This is a genomic window from Mycobacterium sp. Dal123C01 (assembly GCF_052566995.1).
Map to the genome: position 1 here is coordinate 2606521 of NZ_CP199580.1, position 20442 is coordinate 2626962.

A 20442-nucleotide genomic window follows, 5' to 3' on the forward strand; every position below is an offset into this window, starting at 1 on the left:
GTCCTTCGGTTGTTGGTTAGCCGTTTAGCAGGTTGCTCAGGGCAGGGCGGAGAACAGCGACGGTGCCGCCAGCGGCGCAGGTGCAGCCGGCGCGGGTGCGACCGGCGCGGCCGGTGTCCCCGGAACGGCACCCGTGGCCAGCGCCGGCAGATCGCCCGGAAGCGACAGCTTCGGTGGCACATTCAGCGGCAGGCCGGGCAGGCCGGGCAGTGCCGGCATGTTGACGTTCGCCACCTGAGATAGCGGAGACGACGCCGGTGCGGCGGCGGAGGCAGGTGCTGCCGGCGCCGTCAAGCCCGGGATCGAGCCGAGTCCGGGGATACCCGAGCTCGCCGCCGGAGCGGCGGGAGTCGACTGCGTTAACCCGGGAATCGAGCCCAGCCCGGGAATCGTCGGGCTGGCCGCGGTGGGGGCGGTCGGCGCGGTGGCGGCCGGCGTGAGACCCGGAATCGACGGGATCCCCGCCGGGGCAGAAGCCGCGGGCGCCGCGGCCGACGGCATACCCGGGAAGGTGATGCCGGGACTGGCCGGTGCCTGCGGCGGCTGGGCGCCGAGGGCGGTGGCGAGGTTCTGCAGAATCTGCGGAGCGTTGGCCGCCGAAGCGATCAGCTGCTGCGGGATGTTCTGCAGGCCGGGGTCGGGAATCGGCGCGGGGTCGGCGTGGGCGATTCCGCCCGTCAGTAGGGCGGCGGACGAACCGACGACAACGGCGGCGGCTTTCGCGTAAGTCCAGATGGTTGGCATTGCTCCCCCAAGGGATCGACAACAGGTGACGGCCTGAAGCTACTTTGATGCTGGTGGTACTCAAGTGACACGTGTGGCATTTATTTGATCGTTACGGATACGAGTGACGGCGGTTACCAAGACGGGCGGGGACGCGCCCGCCGAGCTGCCGCGATCGCTAAAGTCAGGCAGATAGACACCACTGCGGCCGCCCCGGCGGTACCCATCTCCCGGCGACTGGCGAGTTTGATCAGCACCGCCGCGCCGCTCCTGTTGATCCTGAGCATCGCCGCGCGACTCGGCGTGACCTACCTGGGGCCCAACGGCGCAAACTTCGTCGACCTGCACGTATATCTCGGCGGCGCGGCCGCTCTGGACCATCCGGGCACCCTGTACAGCTTCGTGTACGCCGAGCACACGCCGGACTTCCCGCTGCCGTTCACCTACCCGCCGTTCGCGGCGATCGTCTTCTACCCGCTGCATCTGCTGCCGTTCCGCTTGGCCGGCTTTCTATGGCAGGTCGCCATGATGGCCGCGTTGTACGGCTCGGTTCGGATCAGCCAGCGCTTGTTGGGCGTCCCCAACGGCACCGGCCACCGCGTCGCGATGGCGTGGACGGCGATCACCATCTGGATTGAGCCGCTGCGCAACAACTTCGACTATGGGCAGATCAACGTCTTTTTGATGCTGGGCGTGCTCTGGGCGGTCTCCACCTCGCGCTGGTGGCTGTCGGGGCTGTTGATCGGCGTGGCGTCGGGGATCAAATTGACGCCGGCCATCGCGGGTGTCTACCTCGTCGGTGTCCGGCGGTATGCCGCGGCCGCGTTTTCGGCGGTCGTCTTCTTTGCCACCGTTGGGCTGTCGGTGTTGATCGTCGGCGATCAGACCCGCTACTACTTCACCGATCTACTCGGCGACGCACATCGCGTGGGACCCATCGCCACGTCGATCAATCAATCCTGGCGCGGCGGTATTTCCCGGATCCTCGGCCACGACGCCGGCTTCGGCCCGCTGGTCTTGGCCGCGATCGCCGTCACGGCCGTACTTGCCGTCCTGGCGTGGCGCGCCCTGGACTCCCCGGATCGGCTCGGCAGGTTGCTGGTGGTCGAGCTGTTCGGGCTGCTGATGTCGCCCATTTCGTGGACCCACCACTGGGTGTGGCTGGTGCCCTTGATGATCTGGCTGATCCATGGGCCGCAGCGACCCGGCAGGCGGATCGCGGGCTGGGGCTGGCTGGTGCTGACCCTCATCGGCGTGCCGTGGCTGCTGCTGTTCGCGCAGCCGAACATCTGGCAGATCAGCCGACCGTGGTACCTGGCCTGGGCCGCGCTGGCCTACACCGTGGCGGCGATGGCGACCTTGATCCTTATCGCCGCCTCCGGTAAGCGTGCCGCCGGGTCCGATCCGGCGAGTTCTGAGCAGTCTGAAGCACCTGCCGCACCGCCGTTGGGCTAGCCGGCGACGATCCCGTTGATGTCGCGCGCCATCTCAACGTCGTTCTTGGTGATACCGCCCTCGGAATGCGTAACCAGCGCGAAAGTCACTGTCCGCCAACGAATATCGATATCCGGATGATGATCCTTGCTTTCCGCGTGCTCACCCACCCGGCGCACCGCGTCGATACCGGCCAAAAAGCTCGGAAACTTTATCGAGCGGCGCAAGGCTCCGTCGGTACGCTCCCAGCCGTCGAGGTCGGACAGTGCGGCATCTACTTGGTCATCCGTCAACACAGCCATACCCCTCAACGTACCGCCGCGCGCCGGACCGGCAGCGCGTTGGCGTTGCGCGGCCGGGGGTTACCGCGCATCCTGGAGTTCGGTTCGGGCGGCTTCGGGAAGCCGTGTTGAACCAGGGCAATGGCTACCTCGTGAACCAGGGCAATGGCTACCTCGTGAACCAGGGGAATGGCCGGGAGTCCAGCAGAAAGGCGGGGGGCCGCCGTGGCAGCAGAAAAGCTGACGCCGCACTTCGAAGAAGTGCAGGCACACTACGACTTATCTGACGATTTCTTCCGGCTGTTCCTCGACCCCACGATGACCTACAGCTGCGCGTATTTCGATCGCCTACGAGACATAACCCTCGAAGAGGCGCAGATCCGCAAGGTGGACCTGGCACTGGGCAAGCTGGGGCTGCGATCCGGGATGACGCTGCTCGAGGTCGGCTGCGGTTGGGGCAGCACGATCCGCCGGGCGGTCGACAAGTACGACGTGGACGTCATCGGCCTCACATTGTCCGAACACCAGGCCGCCCACGTGCGGAAGCTTCTCGATGAAATGGACACCCCACGCAGCAGGCGGGTGTTGCTACAAGGCTGGGAACAGTTCGACGAGCCCGTCGACCGGATCGTCTCCATCGGTGCGTTCGAGCACTTCGGGTACGACCGGTACGACGATTTCTTCGAGCTGGCTTTCCGCATCCTGCCCGATGACGGGGTGATGCTGCTGCACACGATCACCATGCTGACGCCGCAGCAAATGCTCGAACACGGCCTGCCGATGACCGAAGAGTTGAGTAGCTTCACGGAATTCATCGGCACCGAGATCTTCCCCGGTGGCCAGTTGCCGCCGATAGAGATGGTGGAGTTCCACGCCTCGAAGGCGGGTTTCAATCTGGCGCGCCGGCAGTCGCTGCGGCTGCATTACGCAAGGACGCTGGACTTCTGGGCCGCGGCATTGGAGGAACACCAGAGCGAGGCCATCAGGATTCAGTCCGAAGAGGTGTACGAGCGATACATGAGGTATCTGACCGGTTGCGCCTGGGCATTCCGGGCCGGCTACATCGACGTCTGCCAGTTCACGCTCAGCAAGTAGACCCCGTCGATGCTGTTGGCGATCGGCCGCTGCCGATCGGTTAACCTGCGCCAATGGCCTCGATACAGCTCTCGATGGGAATTCCCTCCTACTCGGCCGAGGCGCCGGCCAGCTGGGAGCACCTCACTGACTGGGCGCGCGTGCTGGAGAACTCCGGGTTCGACCGCCTGCTGGTGTCCGAGCACATCGCGTTCGGCATGCATATGGACGCATACTCCGATCCCGGGGTGGGCGGAACGGCCGGGGGTCGCCAGCCCACCGGGCCGGACGGAGTCTGGCTGGAGCCGCTCACGGTCCTGACTTATCTCGCGGCGCGTACCGAACGCATCCGGTTGGGCACCAACATCCTGCTCGCCGCCCTGCGTCCCGCCGCGGTTCTCGCCAAAACCGTTGCCACCGTGGATGTTCTGTCAGGTGGCCGTGTCGATCTCGGGGTGGGTGTCGGCTGGCAGCGTGAGGAATACGACGTGGCCGGAGTCGATTTCGGCAAGCGCGGAGCAATTCTGGATCAGACGCTCGAGGTGTGCACGCGGTTGTGGCGGGAGAACGAGGTCAGCTACTCCTCACCCGAGTTGACCTTCGACCGGATACACCAGATGCCCAAACCCGTCCAGCCCGGCGGAGTGCCGATCTGGGTCAGCGGGACGGTCAATCGTGCCGTCGCCCGCAGGCTCGCGCGTTTCGGAAAGTATTGGATCCCTTGGGGTCAGGACGCCCGCGACATCGCCGACGGCATCGGGCGGATGCGTGCGGCGGTCGAACGTGCCGGTGGCGATCCGCATGGGTTCGGTGTCAGCGGCTCACTGCGGGTCAAGGCCCACGCCGATGACCGGCCGGATCTGGCCACCGTCGCGGCGGATGCGGTGGCGCAGGCGAAAGCGGGTGTCACGGACCTGAGGCTGACGCACTGGCCGGTGCGCTTGGGGACTGGCGAACGCGACCTGCGCGCATTCGTCGAAGCGGTCCGCGGCGCAGTGGGAGCCTGACCCGGCCATGCCGGCCCAGATCGTCGTGGCCGGAGCCGTTATCCGCGGGGCCACCGTCTTGGTGGCACAACGCGTCCGGCCGCCGGAATTGGCCGGCCGCTGGGAACTTCCCGGCGGCAAGGTCGCGCTCGGTGAGACCGAGCGTGCAGCGCTGGCCCGCGAGCTGGCCGAGGAGTTGGGCCTTGAGGTCGGTGACGTGGTGGTGGGGGATCGGCTTGGCGACGACATCTCGCTGAATGCCACGACAACGCTGCGGGCCTATCGGGTGCGCCTGGTCGCCGGCGAACCGCACGCGCACGACCACCGGGCGCTGCGCTGGGTGACGGCGGCCGAGTTGCCCGACGTCGACTGGGTGCCCGCCGATCGCGGATGGTTGCCAGATCTGGCCGAAGCGCTTTTGACGGCATCGTAAAGGCTTTCGGCGCACTGTTGTCAGCGCGCAACCCTTGACCTACGTTTGCTACGTTGCAAAGCAATTGTCCATCCTGATGATTCCGTCCGCGATGCGAAGGTCATCTCACCGATGCCGCGGCTGACGTCCTGGTGGAACCAGCCCGACCAGTTCGACTGGGTGACGACATTTCTGCGCCAGCGTGACCTGCTTCGATCGGCGCAGGTCATCCTCGCGGTCGTCTGCGCGTCCGCCGCGTGGGTGCCGCTTAGTGTCTTGGCCGCGCAGCGCCGGCCCAGCGCCACAGGCGTGATCATCGGCGTACTGACCGTCGCGTTCGCTCTCGGTTCGGTCGTCTTCTGGCTGAGGCACTGGCCTACGCGGCGGCAATCCCGCATCATCGCGATAGCGGGCGTGCTGGCCACCGGTGGCTGGAGTGTTGTCCAGCCCAATCCGGCGTTTGCTGCGCTGGCTTGTGCGGCCCTCGTGGTCCCCGGAGGCTACATCGCGCTGTTTCACAGCCCACGCTTGTTAATGCTCAACGGCGTGGTCGTCGCCGCGGCCGCGACGATCGCAGTGCTGCGGTTGGCCGCGAGAGCCGATCTCGCCACCGCGGCCGCGGCGTTGTGGCTGATCTGGTGTCCGAACATTTCGGTCCCGCTCATTATCTGGGGCATGACGCAAGCCATGGCGACGTACGTGCAGCGCGCCGAGCAAGATGCGCTGACCGGCTTGCTGAACCGACGGGCCTTCACCGAATCGGTCACTGTCCGCCTGGCCCACCACGCTGCCGCGCACACCCATCTCGCGGTGATGATGGCCGATCTCGACGATTTCAAGCGCGTCAACGACACCAGCGGTCACGTAGCCGGCGATCGCCTCCTGCAAGTAGTGGCCGGACTACTGCGCGATAGCGCTCCTGCCGACGCAATCGTTTGTCGTGCCGGCGGTGAGGAGTTTCTCGTCGCGCTGACGTGCACCAGCGCCGATGTCGCGCCCCTTGCCGCACGGTTCTGCGCGGCGATCGCCGAACTTCCGTCCGGCATCACGGCCAGCATCGGCACCGCTAGCGCCGAACTGCACCGGCTGTGCACGAGCGATGGGGGCGATCTCGTCGAAGAGCTCGTTGTCCTCGCGGATAACGCGATGTATGCGGCCAAGCGCCGCGGTGGAAATCAGGCGCTGCAGAGCACCGGCTGCTAGTAGCGTCGCCCTCCCACCCAGCTGCCGGTTCGCTATCCGTGGTCGCCGCTGCCACAATCACCGACGTGCTATTTCGAAATGTCGCGATTGTCGCGCACGTAGACCACGGCAAAACGACGCTGGTCGACGCCATGCTGAGGCAGTCCGGCGCCCTGACCCACCGTGGTGACGACGTCGTCGAACGATTGATGGACTCCGGTGACCTGGAGAAGGAAAAGGGCATCACCATCCTGGCGAAGAACACCGCCGTGCACCGCAAGAACCCGGATGGAACGATGGTCGTGATCAACGTCATCGACACCCCCGGACACGCCGACTTCGGTGGCGAGGTGGAACGCGGGCTGTCCATGGTCGACGGTGTGCTGCTGCTCGTGGACGCGTCCGAGGGGCCGCTGCCCCAGACCCGGTTCGTGCTGCGCAAGGCACTGGCGGCGCATCTGCCCGTCATCTTGGTGGTGAACAAGACCGACCGGCCCGATGCGCGCATCGCCGAGGTCGTCTCCGACAGCCACGACCTGTTGCTCGACGTCGCCTCCGACCTGGACGCAGAGGCGCAGACGGCCGCCGAGCACGCGCTCGGATTGCCGACGCTGTACGCGTCCGGGCGCGCGGGCATCGCCAGCACCACCCAACCCGCCAACGGCGAGAACCCCGACGGCGACAACCTCGACGTGCTGTTCGACGTGCTACTCGAGCACATCCCGCCGCCGCAGGGTGACCCCGAGGCGCCGCTGCAGGCGCTGGTGACCAACCTCGACGCCTCGGCCTTCCTCGGCAGACTCGCACTCATCCGCATCTACAAGGGCCGGATCCGCAAGGGTCAGCAGGTGGCCTGGATGCGCGAGGTGGACGGCCATCCGGTCATCACCAACGCCAAGATCACCGAGCTACTCGTCACCGAGGGCGTGGAACGGACATCCACCGACGAGGCGATCGCGGGTGACATCGTCGCCGTCGCAGGCATTCCGGAGATCATGATCGGCGACACGCTGGCCGACACCGAGCATGCGCACGCGCTGCCGCGGATCACGGTCGACGAGCCGGCGATCTCGGTGACGATCGGGACCAACACCTCGCCGTTGGCGGGCAAGGTGTCCGGACACAAGCTGACCGCCCGGATGGTGAAGTCGCGGCTGGACTCCGAACTGGTCGGCAATGTGTCGATCAAGGTCGTCGACATCGACCGGCCCGACGCCTGGGAGGTGCAGGGCCGTGGTGAGCTCGCGCTGGCGGTGCTCGTAGAGCAGATGCGCCGGGAGGGTTTCGAGCTCACTGTCGGCAAGCCGCAGGTGGTCACCAGGACGGTCGACGGCAAGCTGCACGAACCGTTCGAGGCGATGACGATCGACTGCCCCGAAGAATTCGTCGGCGCGATCACCCAGCTGATGGCGGGCCGCAAGGGTCGCATGGAGGAGATGACCAACCACGCCGCGGGCTGGGTCCGGATGGACTTCATCGTGCCCAGCCGCGGATTGATCGGCTTCCGCACCGACTTCCTCACTCTCACCCGCGGCACCGGCATCGCCAACGCCGTGTTCGACGGCTACCGGCCGTGGGCTGGTGAGATCCGGGCCCGCCACACCGGATCGCTGGTGTCCGACCGGACTGGCAAGATCACGCCATTTGCGTTGACCCAACTGGCCGATCGTGGGCAGTTCTTCGTCGAGCCGGGCGACGACACCTACGAGGGCCAGGTCGTCGGGATCAACCCGCGCGCCGAGGACCTCGACATCAATGCGACCCGTGAGAAGAAGCTCACCAATATGCGCTCGTCGACGGCCGACGTCTTCGAGACGCTCGCCCGTCCGCTGGAACTCGGCCTCGAGCAGGCGATGGAATTCTGCGCCGATGATGAATGCGTCGAGGTGACTCCGGAGATCGTCCGGGTCCGCAAGGCGGAGCTGGACGCCACCTCCCGTGCGCGCAGCAAGGCGCGAGCCAAGGCTCGGGGCTAGCTTGTTGTTGCCCTTCGCCCGCAGGATTCGCGCAGCCACCGGGCAGGCGGTCGATACCCTGATGGTCGTGCTGCACCGAGCCCGCCACATTTTGGTGATGGCCGGCGTGCTGCTCGCGGTGGTGGGCCTGACGCTGGCGGCTTGTACGGTGAGCCCGCCGCCGGCGCCGCAAAGCACGGATACGCCGCACAACACGCCGCCGCCGCCGCAGCGGATCACCCAGATCATCATGGGCATCGATTCGATCGGCGCCGGGTTCAACCCGCATCTGCTGTCCGATCTGTCGCCGGTGAACGCCGCGATCAGTGCCCTGGTGTTGCCCAGCGCATTTCGGCCGGTGCCCGACCCCAGCACGCCCACCGGTTCGCGGTGGGAGATGGACCCGACCCTGTTGGTGTCCGCCGAGGTAACCAACCAGAACCCGTTCACGGTGACCTACAAGATCCGGCCCGAGGCGCAGTGGACCGACAACGCCCCGATCGGCGCCGACGACTTCTGGTACCTGTGGCATCAGATGGTCACCCAACCCGGGGTGGTCGATCCGGCCGGTTATGACCTGATCACCGGCGTGCAGTCGCTCGAGGGCGGCAAGCAGGCCGTCGTCAGCTTCGCGCAGCCGTATCCGGCATGGAAGGAACTGTTCAGCGATCTGCTGCCGGCGCACATCGTCAAGGATGTGCCGGGCGGCTTCGCGGCCGGACTGGTCCGGTCGCTGACGGTCACCGGCGGGCAATTCCGGGTGGAGAACATCGACCCGCAGCGCGACGAGATCCTGATCGCCCGCAATGACCGCTATTGGGGACCGCCTGCCAAACCCGCTCTGATCCAGTTCCGACGGGCCGGTTCGCCGGCGGCGCTGGCCGACTCGGTACGCAACGGCGACACTCAGGTGGCCCAGGTGCACGGCGGCTCGGCGTCCTTCGCTCAGCTATCGGCCATCCCGGACGTGCGGACCGCCCGGATCATGACACCGCGCGTCATGCAGCTCACGCTGCGCGCCAACCAGCCCAAGCTGGCCGACGCACAGGTCCGAAAGGCGATTTTGGGATTGCTCGATGTCGACCTGCTCGCCTCCGTGGGCGCCGGCAGCGACAACACGATCTCGCTGGACCAGGCCCAGATCCGGGTACCCAGCGATCCCGGCTACGAACCGACCGCACCACCCGCGATCACCAAACAGGCTGCCCTGGCGTTGTTTTCAGCGGCCGGCTACCAGATCGAGAACGGCGCGACGGCGTCACCGACGCCCGATGCCACGACCACCCCGACGAGTACCGGGCCGCCGGAAGTGATCCGCGGCCGGATCAGCAAGGACGGCAAGCAGCTGTCGCTGGTGATCGGCGTGGCGTCGAACGATCCGACTTCGGTGGCGGTGGCCAACACCGCCGCCGACCAGTTGCGCAACGTCGGCATCGCAGCGTCGGTGTCGGCGCTGGATCCGGTGCTGCTGTATCGCGACGCGCTGAACAACAACCAAGTGGACGCCATTGTCGGCTGGCATCAGGCCGGAGGAAACCTGGCGACGCTGCTGGCATCGCGCTATGGCTGCCCCGCGCTGGAGGCGACGGCGGTACCGACCGCCACTGCGCCGTCCAGCGCTCCGGTTTCGACACCCGCCGGCTCGACCCCGCCGGCCGGGCCGGCCAGCACCTCGATGACGCCCACGCCGACGGCGCCCAGTCGTCCGCCCGAGCCCGGCGCGTTGGTGCAGGCACCGTCGAACCTCTCCGGGATCTGCGATCGCAGCCTCCAGTCCAACATCGATGCCGCCCTCAACGGCACCAAGAGCATCAACGACGTGATCACCGCGGTGGAACCGCGGCTGTGGAACATGTCGACCGTGCTGCCGATCCTGCAGGACACCACGATTGTCGGGGCGGGTCCGAGTGTGCAGAACGTGAGCCTCTCCGGCGCGGTGCCGGTAGGCATCGTCGGCGACGCCGGTCAATGGGTGAAAACCGGACCCTAGACCGGGCCGGCCGCTGTCCCTGAAGCTCGTGGCGGGATCACCGTGTCGACGATCAGGGCCAGTTCCCGCCGATTCGGCGGTTCCCCGGTCAGCAGGAAGTGGTGGTTGATCAACGCCGGTCCGATGCGTGCGGTCAGCGGGGTGATCGTGGCCGCGTCGATGTCGCCGTCGCCGATCGCGGTTTTCAGGATCGAGTCGACGATCTTCAAGCGCGGGGCCACCACGGCGTCGGCGAAGATGATGCGCATCTCGGGTTCGTGCAAGAGCTGATGGATGGTGTCGAGGCCGGGGAACAGGGTCTTGCCGGCCAACACGTCACGGTGCGAGATGAACAGCGTCAGCAGGGCATCCCTGGCCGATCGGCCCGAGCGCGGCTCGGGCACCGCGGGTAGCGCGAAAACCAGAGCGGCATGCACCAGGTCGTGCTTGCTCGCCCAGCGCCGGTACAGTGCCGCCTTGCCGGTCTGGGCGCGTGCCGCGATGCCTTCCATCGTCAGCCCGCCGTATCCGACCTGGGCCAGCTCGGCCAGCGTGGCCTCGTAGAGCGCGCGTTCGAGCACCTCGCCGCGCCGGCGGCTCCGGACGCCATTCGGCGCTGGTTGGGTGGCTTGCGGCATTGGTCGATAGTAGCCGTCGGCGTTCCTATTTGGGGCGCCTTGGTGCGACACAACGACCGAGATTACCCGGTCGGCTGCGGGTAGGGTGCGTCCATGCCTGAGACTCCGCGGCTGTTGTTCGTCCACGCACATCCCGACGACGAGAGCCTCAGCAACGGCGCCACGATCGCGTACTACGCCGCCCGCGGGGCACAGGTGAGTGTCGTGACCTGCACGCTCGGCGAGGAGGGCGAGGTCATCGGGGATCGCTGGGCCGAGCTCGCGGTCGATCGTGCGGACCAACTCGGCGGCTACCGCATCGGCGAACTCACCGCGGCGTTGCAGGCGCTGGGCATCGGCGCACCTCTCTACCTCGGCGGCGCGGGACGCTGGCGCGACTCGGGCATGGTGGGTACCGAGAAGCGGCGCCGTCAGCGATTCGTCGACGCGGACGAACGCGAGGCCGTCGGGGCGTTGGTCGCCATCATTCGCCGGCAGCGCCCGCACGTCGTCGTCACCTACGACCCCAACGGTGGATACGGGCACCCCGACCACATCCAGGCCCATACCGTCACCACCGCCGCGGTCGCGGCAGCCGGCCCTGGACTCGAAGGGGCCGACTATGCCGGCGAGCCGTGGGTGGTGCCGAAGTTTTACTGGACGGTTCTCGCAGTCGATGCGTTCATGGCGGGGTGGCACGCCCTGGATCCCGGCGATCTGCTGCCCGGGTGGACGATCCCCCCGCAAGAGGAATTCGACTTCGGGTATTCCGACGACGCAATCGACGCCGTCGTGCAGGCTCCACCGGAAGCCTTGGCGGCCAAGATTGCGGCGCTCGCGGCCCACGCCACCCAGGTGATCGTCGGCCCGACCGGGCGGACCTGCGCCCTGTCGAACAACATGGCGCTCCCGATACTCGGCGACGAGCATTACGTTCTCGTTGCCGGCTCCGCGGGGGAACGCGATGGGCGGGGCTGGGAAACGGATCTGCTCGCGGGACTCGATCTTGACGGGGTAGCGACGCGGTAGGCTGCGAAAGAGGCAGCCAGGGGAAGGAATTCGCATGGACCCGGACATGGACCCCAACATGCAGCACTGGCAGGACCGACTCGACAGCCTGCAGTGGGTCATCGGCTCGATTCTGTCGAACGTCGACAGCGTCCCGACCTGACCGAAACCAAGCCACGCGCCGCGTCCGTGGAGGACGCGAGCACGACAGACCCTGCCATTCGCGTCGTGGTGTTGGCACTCTTGGCCGTCGACGGGGTCCTATCCGCACTAGCCGGGGCCCTGCTGCTGCCGTTCTACATCGGCACGATTCCGTTTCCGATCAGCGGCTTGATCAGCGGTTTGGTCAACGCGGCCCTGGTCTGGGCCGCCGGCCGATGGACCGGGTCGGCGCGGGTGGCGGCGCTGCCGCTGTGGACGTGGTTGCTGACCGTGGCGGTGATCAGCATGGGAGGTCCCGCCGACGACATCATTTTGGGAGGTAGCGGCGTGATGGCCTACGGCGCTCTGGTGCTGATCGTGCTGGGGGTGACACCGCCGGTCCTGGTGATGTGGCGGCGCGGCCACCACTACGGCTGACGCGTACCGGCCTGGCGCTACTGTTGCGCATATGGCACAGCTATTGCTGCCGAAATTTAGATGTTGGGACGCGCGGATGAAATTCGATCGTGGGGAAGTTACACCAAGGTGCTGCTGACTCCGGGCGACGAGCCCACCGCTCTGCCGAATCCTGTCGTTTCGCCCAAGGCGAGCGCGTCCGCGCTGCGGCGCGTGCTGCGCCGGGCCCGCGACGGTGTCGCCCTCAATGTCGACGAGGCGGCCGTGGCGATGACCGCCCGCGGTACCGACCTGGTCGACTTGTGTTCGAGCGCGGCGCGGGTGCGCGATGCGGGTCTGGAGTCGGCCGAACGCCGGGGCGCGCGCGGACGGTTGGCGATCACCTACTCGCGCAAGGTGTTCATCCCCGTCACTCATCTGTGCCGGGACAGCTGCCATTACTGCACCTTTGTCACCGTGCCGGGCAAGTTGCGCGGCCAGGGCGCAGGCATGTATTTGGAGCCCGACGAGATCCTCGACATCGCCCGGCGTGGCGGCGAATTGGGTTGTAAGGAAGCACTATTCACCCTCGGTGACCGGCCGGAGGATCGCTGGCCCGAGGCGCGCGAATGGCTCGATGAGCGCGGCTACGATTCGACGCTGTCCTATGTGCGCGCGATGGCGATCCGGGTGCTGGAGGAAACCGGGTTGCTGCCGCACCTGAATCCGGGCGTGATGAGCTGGTCGGAGATGTCGCGGCTCAAGCCGGTGGCGCCGTCGATGGGCATGATGCTCGAGACGACGTCGCGACGGCTGTTCGAGACGAAAGGGCTTCCGCACTACGGCAGCCCGGACAAAGACCCGACGGTGCGGCTGCGAGTGCTCACCGACGCGGGGCGGTTGTCGATTCCGTTCACCACCGGTTTGCTGGTCGGGATCGGCGAGACGCTGGCCGAACGCGCGGATACCTTGCATGCGATTCGGAAGTCGCACAAGGAGTTCGGGCACGTCCAAGAAGTGATCGTGCAGAATTTCCGGGCCAAGCAACACACCGCGATGGCCGATGTTCCCGACGCCGGCCTCGAGGAATACCTGGCGACGGTGGCGGTTGCCCGGCTGGTACTCGGCCCCGGCATGCGTATCCAGGCGCCGCCGAATCTGGTGTCCCGCGAGGAGTGCCTGGCGCTGGTCGCCGCGGGAGTCGACGACTGGGGCGGTGTTTCACCGTTGACGCCCGATCACGTCAACCCGGAACGGCCGTGGCCCGCGTTGGACGAGCTGGACGCCGTGACGGCCGAAGCGGGATTCGACTTGGTCCAGCGGTTGACCGCGCAGCCCAAATACGTGCAGGCCGGTGCCGCGTGGATCGACCCACGCGTGCGGGGTCATGTTGTGGCGCTGGCTGATCCGGCGACGGGCCTGGCACGCGATGTCAACCCCACGGGCATGCCCTGGCAGGAACCCGACGACGCGCAGTCAACCGGGCGGGTCGATCTCAATTCCGAGATCGACACCCAGGGCCGCAACAGCGAGGCGCGCAGCGATCTCGACAGTGCTTTCGGCGACTGGGAATCGATCCGTGCGCACGTGCACGAGCTTGCCGCCGCGGCGCCAGAGCGTATCGACACCGACGTGCTCGCCGCGCTGCGTTCGGCCGAGCGCAACCCCGCCGCCTGCACCGACGACGAGTACTTGGCGTTGGCCACGGCAGACGGTCCGGCTCTGGAAGCGGTTGCCGCGCTGGCCGATGCGCTGCGCCGTGACGCGGTCGGTGACGACGTGACCTTCGTGGTGAACCGCAACATCAACTTCACCAATATCTGCTACACCGGATGCCGGTTCTGTGCGTTCGCGCAGCGCAAGGGCGACGCCGACGCGTTTTCGCTGTCCGCGCAGGAGGTCGCCGACCGTGCCTGGGAGGCGTACGTCGAAGGCGCGACCGAGGTGTGCATGCAGGGCGGGATCGACCCCGAGTTGCCGGTCACCGGCTACGCCGACCTGGTGCGCGCCGTCAAAGCCCGGGTTCCGTCGATGCATGTGCACGCGTTTTCCCCGATGGAGATCTCCAACGGCGTGACCAAGAGCGGGTTGAGTGTTCGCGAGTGGCTGATCAGCCTGCGCGAGGCCGGGCTGGGGAGCATCCCGGGCACCGCCGCCGAGATCCTGGACGACGAAGTGCGCTGGGTGCTCACCAAGGGCAAGTTGCCCAGCTCGATGTGGATCGACATCGTCACCACCGCGCACGAGGTGGGCCTGCGCTCGTCGTCGACGATGATGTACGGACACGTCGACAGTCCACGGCATTGGGTCGCCCATCTGAACGTGCTGCGCGAAATCCAGGACCGCACAGGCGGTTTCACCGAGTTCGTGCCGTTGCCGTTCGTGCATCAGAATTCGCCGCTGTATCTGGCCGGCGCGGCGCGTCCCGGGCCTACCCATCGCGACAACCGGGCGGTGCATGCCCTGGCGCGAATCATGTTGCACGGGCGTATCTCTCACATCCAGACCAGCTGGGTCAAGCTCGGCGTAGAGCGCACGCAGGTGATGCTCAACGGCGGCGCCAACGACCTGGGCGGCACGCTGATGGAGGAGACCATCTCGCGGATGGCCGGCTCCGAATACGGGTCGTCGAAGAGTGTGGCCGAGTTGTCCGCGATCGCCGAGGGTATCGGTCGCCCGGCGCGTCAGCGGACCACCACCTACAGCCCGCTGGCCGCGTAGTTGTCAGGGGCCCCGGGTATACCCGAGGCCGTGAAGCGAGTCATCGACACGGATCGATTCCCCGAGTGGCAGCCCTTCGTCGATGCGGTGCAGCAGCGTCGACCCGACACCGGTACCTGGTGTGAAGCCTGGACGGTTCGCGACATCGTCGTTCACCAAGCCGGAAATGCCGAGGAACTCGCCCGGGTACTGGGCGCGCATCTGGAAGGTGAACCCGTCGGCACCCGCGGCTTCGAGGAACGCGAGGGCCCCTTGCGCGACCTCAACGACGCGGACCTGTGGGACGCGCTCAGGGACCGGATGGCCACCCTGAACGACGTGGCCGTCGCGGCCGATGAGGTTCCCGAGGACACCGACGTCGCCTGGACCGGTCGCACCATGAAGGTCCCCTGGTTCGCCGAGCACATGCGCGAAGAGCTGGTTTTGCACGGTTGGGACATCACTGGTGACCCCGGTGTCCCGACGGCATTCCAGGCCGCGTTGGCCGAGCCGTGGATGACGACGCACAGCGTCGTTGCGGTCGGACGACCGCTGCTGGCCAAAGGAGTCAAGCAGCTGCGACCGGGGGAGCGGATCGAGGCGCGATTACGAGTTCCCGGTGCCGACGACGTCCTGATCGACGCCGAGAGCGACCGCACCACGATCGGGCTCGCCGAGCCCGACGGGCCGGCCACATTGGAAACCGATGCCGCCGCGCGGGTGTTGCTGCTGTGGGGTCGCCGGCCCGCCGATCCATCCCGGATCTGCAGCCGCGTCGGGCCCCAAACTCTGGGCCGACTACGGCAACTGCTCAGCGGCTACTGAGCGAGCTGCGCCGCTGGGGCTCAGTAGTTGTTACAGACGACCGCGACGTTCTGGATCGTGTTGAAGTATTTGGCGGCCATCGCGTTGCTCTGCATCTCCGCGGCCATCTGTGCGCGCTTGGGCGGCGGCGCGGCGAGGAATCGCTGGATATAGCTCTGCGCGAATGGCGAACTGTTTAGCTGTGCGGCGGTTGCCGGATCCGTCGCGTTGAGTGCCGCCATGACCTGCCCGTAATTGCAGGTGGTGTTGACGATCGGATCCAGCGGGTCCGCCGATGCCACCCCTGCGGCGGCGCTCAATGCGACTGCAGCACCACCGATCGCGGCTGCCAGTTTGCTTAACGACAGCGTCATCATGCTTGGACACCTTCCCCGATTTCATGCACCGCCCGACGGCGGTTACGTGGTCAGCCCGAGCGGCTGCCGTCTCGGACGAGGCTACCAGCCGCGGTGGGCGTTCTTTTATTTCACGGTTATTCGGAGACAACGCCCCGAATGTAACTATCTGCAGATCAACGTCGGCGTGATGTTCGTCACATGGGTGAAACCGTCAGGGGAATTCCCGCTCGGCGATCGCGGCAACGCGTTCGAATTGTGGGTATGGCGACCTGCGAGGCTGCGAGACTGACCGTATGAAACCGGGCAATCGGCGTGGCGTGCCAGTGGTTGACGTGTATGTGCAACGTCTAGTATCAGTAACCGAAAGCTTTGCTTGTGGCGGCCGGGAATCGCCGCGACGAGGCAAACAGCAGCCCATCACTGAGCATTACATCGAGAAAACGTTGAGGAGACGTCCGTGACGTACACGATCGCCGAACCCTGCGTCGACATCAAAGACAAGGCATGTATCGAGGAATGCCCGGTCGATTGCATTTATGAGGGCGCTCGGATGCTGTTCATCCACCCCGACGAATGCGTGGACTGTGGGGCCTGCGAGCCGGTTTGTCCGGTCGAAGCGATCTACTACGAAGACGATGTGCCTGAACAGTGGAACCAGTACACACAGATCAACGCCGACTTTTTCGTCGAGCTGGGGTCGCCCGGGGGCGCGGCGAAGGTCGGCATGACCGAGAACGACCCGCAAGTGGTCAAGGATCTGCCGCCGCAGGGCGAAGGAGACTGAGGGGGAGCAGTGCTGCAGGAGCCCAGGGGGGGCCGGCCGCCTGTGTCGGCATCCCTGCCGGAGTTTCCCTGGGACACCTTGGCCGACGCGAAGGCGTTGGCCGGGGCTCATCCGGGTGGCCTTGTCGACCTGTCCATCGGCACTCCGGTGGATCCCGTCGCGCCGGTGATCCAAGAGGCGCTGGCCGCCGCTAGTTCCGAGCCGGGGTATCCCGCCACCGCCGGCACTGCCCAGCTGCGTGAATCGGTGGTCGCGGCCCTGGGCCGCCGCTTCGGTATCACCGCGCTCGCCGAGGCCGCCGTGTTGCCCGTGATCGGCACCAAGGAACTCATCGCCTGGCTGCCGACCCTGCTGGGCCTTAGCCAAGCGGATGTGGTCGTCGTTCCCGAGCTGGCCTATCCCACCTATGACGTCGGTGCCCGGCTGGCCGGAGCACAGGTGGTACGCGCGGATTCGCTGACCCAACTCGGGCCGCAGTCCCCGGCACTGGTCTTCCTGAACTCGCCGAGCAATCCGACCGGACGCGTCCTGGGCCCTGAGCATCTGCGCAAGGTCATCGGATGGGCGCGGGAACGCGGCGTCGTGGTGGCTTCCGACGAGTGCTATCTGGGTCTGGGCTGGGAGGCGGAGCCGCTTTCGGTTTTGCATCCCGCTGTCTGCGACGGCGACCACACCGGATTGCTGGCCGTGCATTCGCTGTCGAAGAGTTCGTCGCTGGCGGGGTACCGGGCCGGTTTTGTCGCCGGTGACCCCGGCCTGGTCGCCGAGCTGCTGGCGGTGCGCAAACACGCCGGGATGATCGTGCCGACACCGGTGCAGGCCGCCATGGTGGCGGCTCTGGACGACGACGATCACGAAAAGGTGCAGCGCGAGTGCTACGCGCGGCGCCGGGCCGTCCTGGCGCCGGCACTGCGCGCAGCGGGTTTTACCATCGACGATTCCGAAGCCGGGCTGTACCTGTGGGCCACCCGCGGCGAGCCCTCTCGCGACAGCGTCGAGTGGTTGGCCGGCCGGGGCATCCTGGTGGCGCCCGGTGAGTTCTACGGCCCGCGCGGCGGGCAGCATGTGCGGGTTGCGTTGACCGCCACCGACGAGCGCATCGAAGCCGCGGTGCAGCGGCTCACCGCACCGTCCGCGTCCTGATTGCGGGAAATCCCACATCGGGTCTCCCGCAAATCGGACAACCGGCACAATGCATCGAAGGCATTACCCAATCGCTCCGCACTCGGGTAAGGAATGTTGTCGTGACAACTTCGGCTAGCAAACTGCGCATCCCGCTGTCGATCGAGGACATAGCCAAGCGCATCTTCCTGGGAAAGCCGCTGATTAGCGAGGACCTGGCAGACGAGAAGCTATCGAATCCGGTTGCGCTGGGCGCACTTTCGCCGGATGCGATCTCATCGACCGCCTACGGCACCGAGCAGATCCTGATCGAACTGCTGCCGGCGGCCGGGTTGGCGGCTTTTGCGCTGTTGCTGCCCATCACCGGCGTCATCTTGGTGATTCTGGTGTTGGTGACCGCGTCGTATCGGCAGGTCGTGATGACCTACACCCGCGCCGGCGGGTCCTACATCGTCGCTCGGGAGAACTTCGGGCCCCGGATCGCTCAGATCGCCGCCGCGGCCTTGCTGATCGACTACGTCGTTACGGTGGCGGTGCAGGCGGCTGCGGGAACGGTTGCGGTGGTGTCGGCAATCCCTGCATTGGGTCCGTACAGCCTGACAATCACGGTCGGCGTGGTAATCCTCATCTGTTATGCCAACCTGCGCGGATTGCGGGAAGCAGGGCGGCCATTTGCGGTGCCGACCTACTTCTTCGTCGCCATGATCACCGTAATGATCCTGACAGGTGTCATCCGCGAAATATTCGGGGATTTACCGGTATACGACCCCGCCCACATCGCCGGAGCGGTGCCGGTCCATCAGGGCAACGGCTTGGTGATGGGCGCGACGATCCTGGTGTTGCTCCGTGCGTTCGCCAACGGCGGTTCGTCGCTGACGGGAGTTGAGGCGATCTCCAATACCGTCACCGTTTTCCGGAAGCCGCAGGGCCTCAACGCGCGTCGGGTGCTCACCGCGATGGCGTGCATTCTCGCGTTCCTGCTCGCTGGTGTGGCCTACCTGGCCCATGTCACCCACGCCACCCCTTATGTCGCCGGCTATCCGTCGGTGTTGTCCGATGTGGCGCGTGCGGTCTTCGGCTCTGGGGTAGTGGGCAACGTCTTCTACATTCTCGTCCAGGTATCAACGGCTGCCATCCTTTTCACTGGTGCGAATACCAGTTTTAACGGATTCCCGGCGTTGGCCAGCTTCGTCGCCGAGGATCGCTTCCTGCCGCGGCAATTGATGAAACGCGGTCATCGCCTGGTGTTCTCGAACGGCATCATCGCGCTCACTGCGCTGTCGGTGGCGTTGCTGGTGATCACCGGCGGCTCGGTCAATGCGTTGGTTCCCTTCTACGCGATCGGCGTGTTCACCGGATTCTCGATGGCCGGCTACGGGATGACCAGACACCATCTGACGCGCCGGGAACCCGGCTGGCGGCGCCGACTGGCGATCAACCTGTCCGCGGGAATTCTGTCCACCGTCGTGGTCGGTATCTTCGCGGTCGCGAAGTTCACCGAGGGGGCATGGCTGGTAGTCGTTGTCTTTCCCGTGCTGGTGTTCGGCCTGATACGCCTGAACCGAGAATATCGAGCCGAGGCGGCCATTCTCGAGATGTTTCGTACCGACCGCCCGGATTTGGTGAAGTACGCGCGGCACAAGGTGTTTGTGTTCGTGAACTCGGTTGACCTCGCGGTGATCGAAGCGCTTCGCTACGGCAAAGGACTACGGGCCGACGAAATGATCGCGGTGCATTTCATGGTCGACGCGGCACTCGCGGGGCAAATCCGAAAGCGTTGGGATCACTTCGAACTCGACACCCGGCTGCGAGTCGTGGACTGTCCGGACCGGCGGATCATCCGGGCCGCGCAATTGTTTGTCGCCAAGGCGCGCGACGAACATCGGGATACCAATGTGACGGTGCTGCTGCCACGCCGAACTTTTGCGCCGCTGTTTGGGCGCCTGCTTCACGATCGCACGGCGGACAAGATCGCCCGGGCCGTCAGCATAATTCCGGATGCCGCGGCGACGATCGTTCCTTACGACGTCCAAACGCGAATCGAGGAGGCATACCCGGAACGCTTCGAGCAACGCATCGCGCGCGAACTCGAGAAATTTGGCGAACGGGTTGCCCGAAGCGAGGACGACGATCTGGAAGCCTACGAGCATCCCGACCCGTCGCGTTCGGTGATCACCGTCGCGGGGCTGATTCCGGGAAACCGCGCCACCTTCGAAGGACGGGTCAACGAAGTCGAGGACATCACCAGGGGCAAGCGCACCCTGCGGGCGATCGTCGTCGGCGATCACAGCGGCGAGATCGGCATTACGTTCCGCCCCGGCCACGGCGGCGCCGACATCCAGCCCGGTCAGCTGCTGCGGATCATCGGCAAGCCCAAGCAGACCGGCAACCGGCCGCTATCGATGCTGGACCCGGCCTATCACATCATCGAAGACCCGGCGGAGGCCGGCAGGCCCGGGGCATCGCACAGCGGCGACACGTAATCTTTGCGCAAC

General features: G+C 66.3%; 18 protein-coding genes. 14 read left to right on the top strand and 4 right to left on the bottom strand.

Going from position 1 to position 20442, the window contains the following annotated elements; translation table 11 throughout:
• Positions 1 to 36 precede the first annotated feature (36 nt).
• Entirely contained in the window at positions 37 to 744 is a 708-nt protein-coding gene (locus tag ACTXG5_RS12565) for a hypothetical protein (protein WP_445163953.1), read from the bottom strand.
• A gap of 87 nt (positions 745 to 831) precedes the next feature.
• Here ACTXG5_RS12565 and ACTXG5_RS12570 point away from each other — a divergent pair, with 87 nt between their 5' ends.
• Entirely contained in the window at positions 832 to 2178 is a 1347-nt protein-coding gene (locus tag ACTXG5_RS12570; RefSeq protein ID WP_445164390.1) for a mannosyltransferase, read from the top strand.
• On the opposite strand, the gene ACTXG5_RS12575 is transcribed toward ACTXG5_RS12570, so the two are convergent.
• Positions 2175 to 2459 (bottom strand): 4a-hydroxytetrahydrobiopterin dehydratase, encoded by a 285-nt coding sequence (locus ACTXG5_RS12575; RefSeq protein ID WP_445163954.1) that lies wholly within the window; start codon positions 2457 to 2459, stop codon positions 2175 to 2177. The two genes, ACTXG5_RS12570 and ACTXG5_RS12575, sit on opposite strands and share 4 nt — an antisense overlap.
• 168 nt (positions 2460 to 2627) lie before the next feature.
• Between ACTXG5_RS12575 and ACTXG5_RS12580 the strand changes: the two genes are divergently transcribed.
• The 6 genes from ACTXG5_RS12580 to ACTXG5_RS12605 all read left to right on the top strand — a co-directional run bounded on the left by ACTXG5_RS12580 (position 2628) and on the right by ACTXG5_RS12605 (position 10037).
• Positions 2628 to 3533 (top strand): cyclopropane mycolic acid synthase family methyltransferase, encoded by a 906-nt coding sequence (locus tag ACTXG5_RS12580; protein WP_445163955.1) that lies wholly within the window; start codon positions 2628 to 2630, stop codon positions 3531 to 3533.
• Positions 3534 to 3586: 53 nt separating this feature from the next.
• Complete coding sequence (locus tag ACTXG5_RS12585) at positions 3587 to 4519, top strand: TIGR03619 family F420-dependent LLM class oxidoreductase (protein WP_445163956.1); 933 nt, start codon at positions 3587 to 3589, stop codon at positions 4517 to 4519.
• A 7-nt stretch (positions 4520 to 4526) separates the two neighbouring features.
• Positions 4527 to 4931: a (deoxy)nucleoside triphosphate pyrophosphohydrolase gene (locus tag ACTXG5_RS12590; RefSeq protein ID WP_445163957.1), complete on the top strand. Its 405-nt coding sequence runs from the start codon at positions 4527 to 4529 to the stop codon at positions 4929 to 4931.
• Positions 4932 to 5042: 111 nt separating this feature from the next.
• Positions 5043 to 6113, top strand: a complete 1071-nt coding sequence (locus ACTXG5_RS12595; RefSeq protein ID WP_445163958.1) for a diguanylate cyclase domain-containing protein — start codon at positions 5043 to 5045, stop codon at positions 6111 to 6113.
• Between the two features lie 65 nt (positions 6114 to 6178).
• Positions 6179 to 8068: a translational GTPase TypA gene (gene typA / locus ACTXG5_RS12600; protein ID WP_445163959.1), complete on the top strand. Its 1890-nt coding sequence runs from the start codon at positions 6179 to 6181 to the stop codon at positions 8066 to 8068.
• A 97-nt stretch (positions 8069 to 8165) separates the two neighbouring features.
• A complete protein-coding gene (locus tag ACTXG5_RS12605; RefSeq protein WP_445164391.1) occupies positions 8166 to 10037 on the top strand; it encodes an ABC transporter substrate-binding protein in 1872 nt (623 codons plus the stop codon).
• Here ACTXG5_RS12605 and ACTXG5_RS12610 read toward each other — a convergent pair.
• Entirely contained in the window at positions 10034 to 10654 is a 621-nt protein-coding gene (locus ACTXG5_RS12610; RefSeq protein WP_445163960.1) for a TetR/AcrR family transcriptional regulator, read from the bottom strand. The genes ACTXG5_RS12605 and ACTXG5_RS12610 overlap by 4 nt on opposite strands.
• A 93-nt stretch (positions 10655 to 10747) precedes the next feature.
• Here ACTXG5_RS12610 and mshB point away from each other — a divergent pair, with 93 nt between their 5' ends.
• The 4 genes from mshB to ACTXG5_RS12630 all read left to right on the top strand — a co-directional run bounded on the left by mshB (position 10748) and on the right by ACTXG5_RS12630 (position 15703).
• Positions 10748 to 11662 carry an N-acetyl-1-D-myo-inositol-2-amino-2-deoxy-alpha-D-glucopyranoside deacetylase gene (gene mshB / locus ACTXG5_RS12615; RefSeq protein ID WP_445163961.1) on the top strand — a complete coding sequence of 305 codons (915 nt, stop codon included), beginning with the start codon at positions 10748 to 10750 and terminating at the stop codon, positions 11660 to 11662.
• A 93-nt stretch (positions 11663 to 11755) separates the two neighbouring features.
• The gene (locus ACTXG5_RS12620; protein ID WP_445163962.1) at positions 11756 to 12220 is read left to right on the top strand and encodes a hypothetical protein; all 465 of its coding nucleotides are present in this window, start codon (positions 11756 to 11758) and stop codon (positions 12218 to 12220) included.
• 60 nt (positions 12221 to 12280) lie between these two features.
• Entirely contained in the window at positions 12281 to 14899 is a 2619-nt protein-coding gene (locus ACTXG5_RS12625) for a bifunctional FO biosynthesis protein CofGH (protein ID WP_445163963.1), read from the top strand.
• Between the two features lie 30 nt (positions 14900 to 14929).
• Positions 14930 to 15703 (top strand): maleylpyruvate isomerase N-terminal domain-containing protein, encoded by a 774-nt coding sequence (locus tag ACTXG5_RS12630; protein ID WP_445163964.1) that lies wholly within the window; start codon positions 14930 to 14932, stop codon positions 15701 to 15703.
• 20 nt (positions 15704 to 15723) lie between these two features.
• On the opposite strand, the gene ACTXG5_RS12635 is transcribed toward ACTXG5_RS12630, so the two are convergent.
• A complete protein-coding gene (locus tag ACTXG5_RS12635) occupies positions 15724 to 16056 on the bottom strand; it encodes a hemophore-related protein (RefSeq protein WP_445164392.1) in 333 nt (110 codons plus the stop codon).
• A 442-nt stretch (positions 16057 to 16498) separates the two neighbouring features.
• Between ACTXG5_RS12635 and fdxA the strand changes: the two genes are divergently transcribed.
• The 3 genes from fdxA (at position 16499) to ACTXG5_RS12650 (ending at position 20430) form a co-directional block, all read left to right on the top strand.
• The gene (gene fdxA / locus ACTXG5_RS12640; protein ID WP_445163965.1) at positions 16499 to 16825 is read left to right on the top strand and encodes a ferredoxin; all 327 of its coding nucleotides are present in this window, start codon (positions 16499 to 16501) and stop codon (positions 16823 to 16825) included.
• A gap of 42 nt (positions 16826 to 16867) precedes the next feature.
• Complete coding sequence (gene dapC / locus ACTXG5_RS12645) at positions 16868 to 17968, top strand: succinyldiaminopimelate transaminase (protein WP_445163966.1); 1101 nt, start codon at positions 16868 to 16870, stop codon at positions 17966 to 17968.
• 101 nt (positions 17969 to 18069) lie between these two features.
• The gene (locus ACTXG5_RS12650) at positions 18070 to 20430 is read left to right on the top strand and encodes an amino acid permease (RefSeq protein WP_445163967.1); all 2361 of its coding nucleotides are present in this window, start codon (positions 18070 to 18072) and stop codon (positions 20428 to 20430) included.
• Positions 20431 to 20442 lie beyond the last annotated feature (12 nt).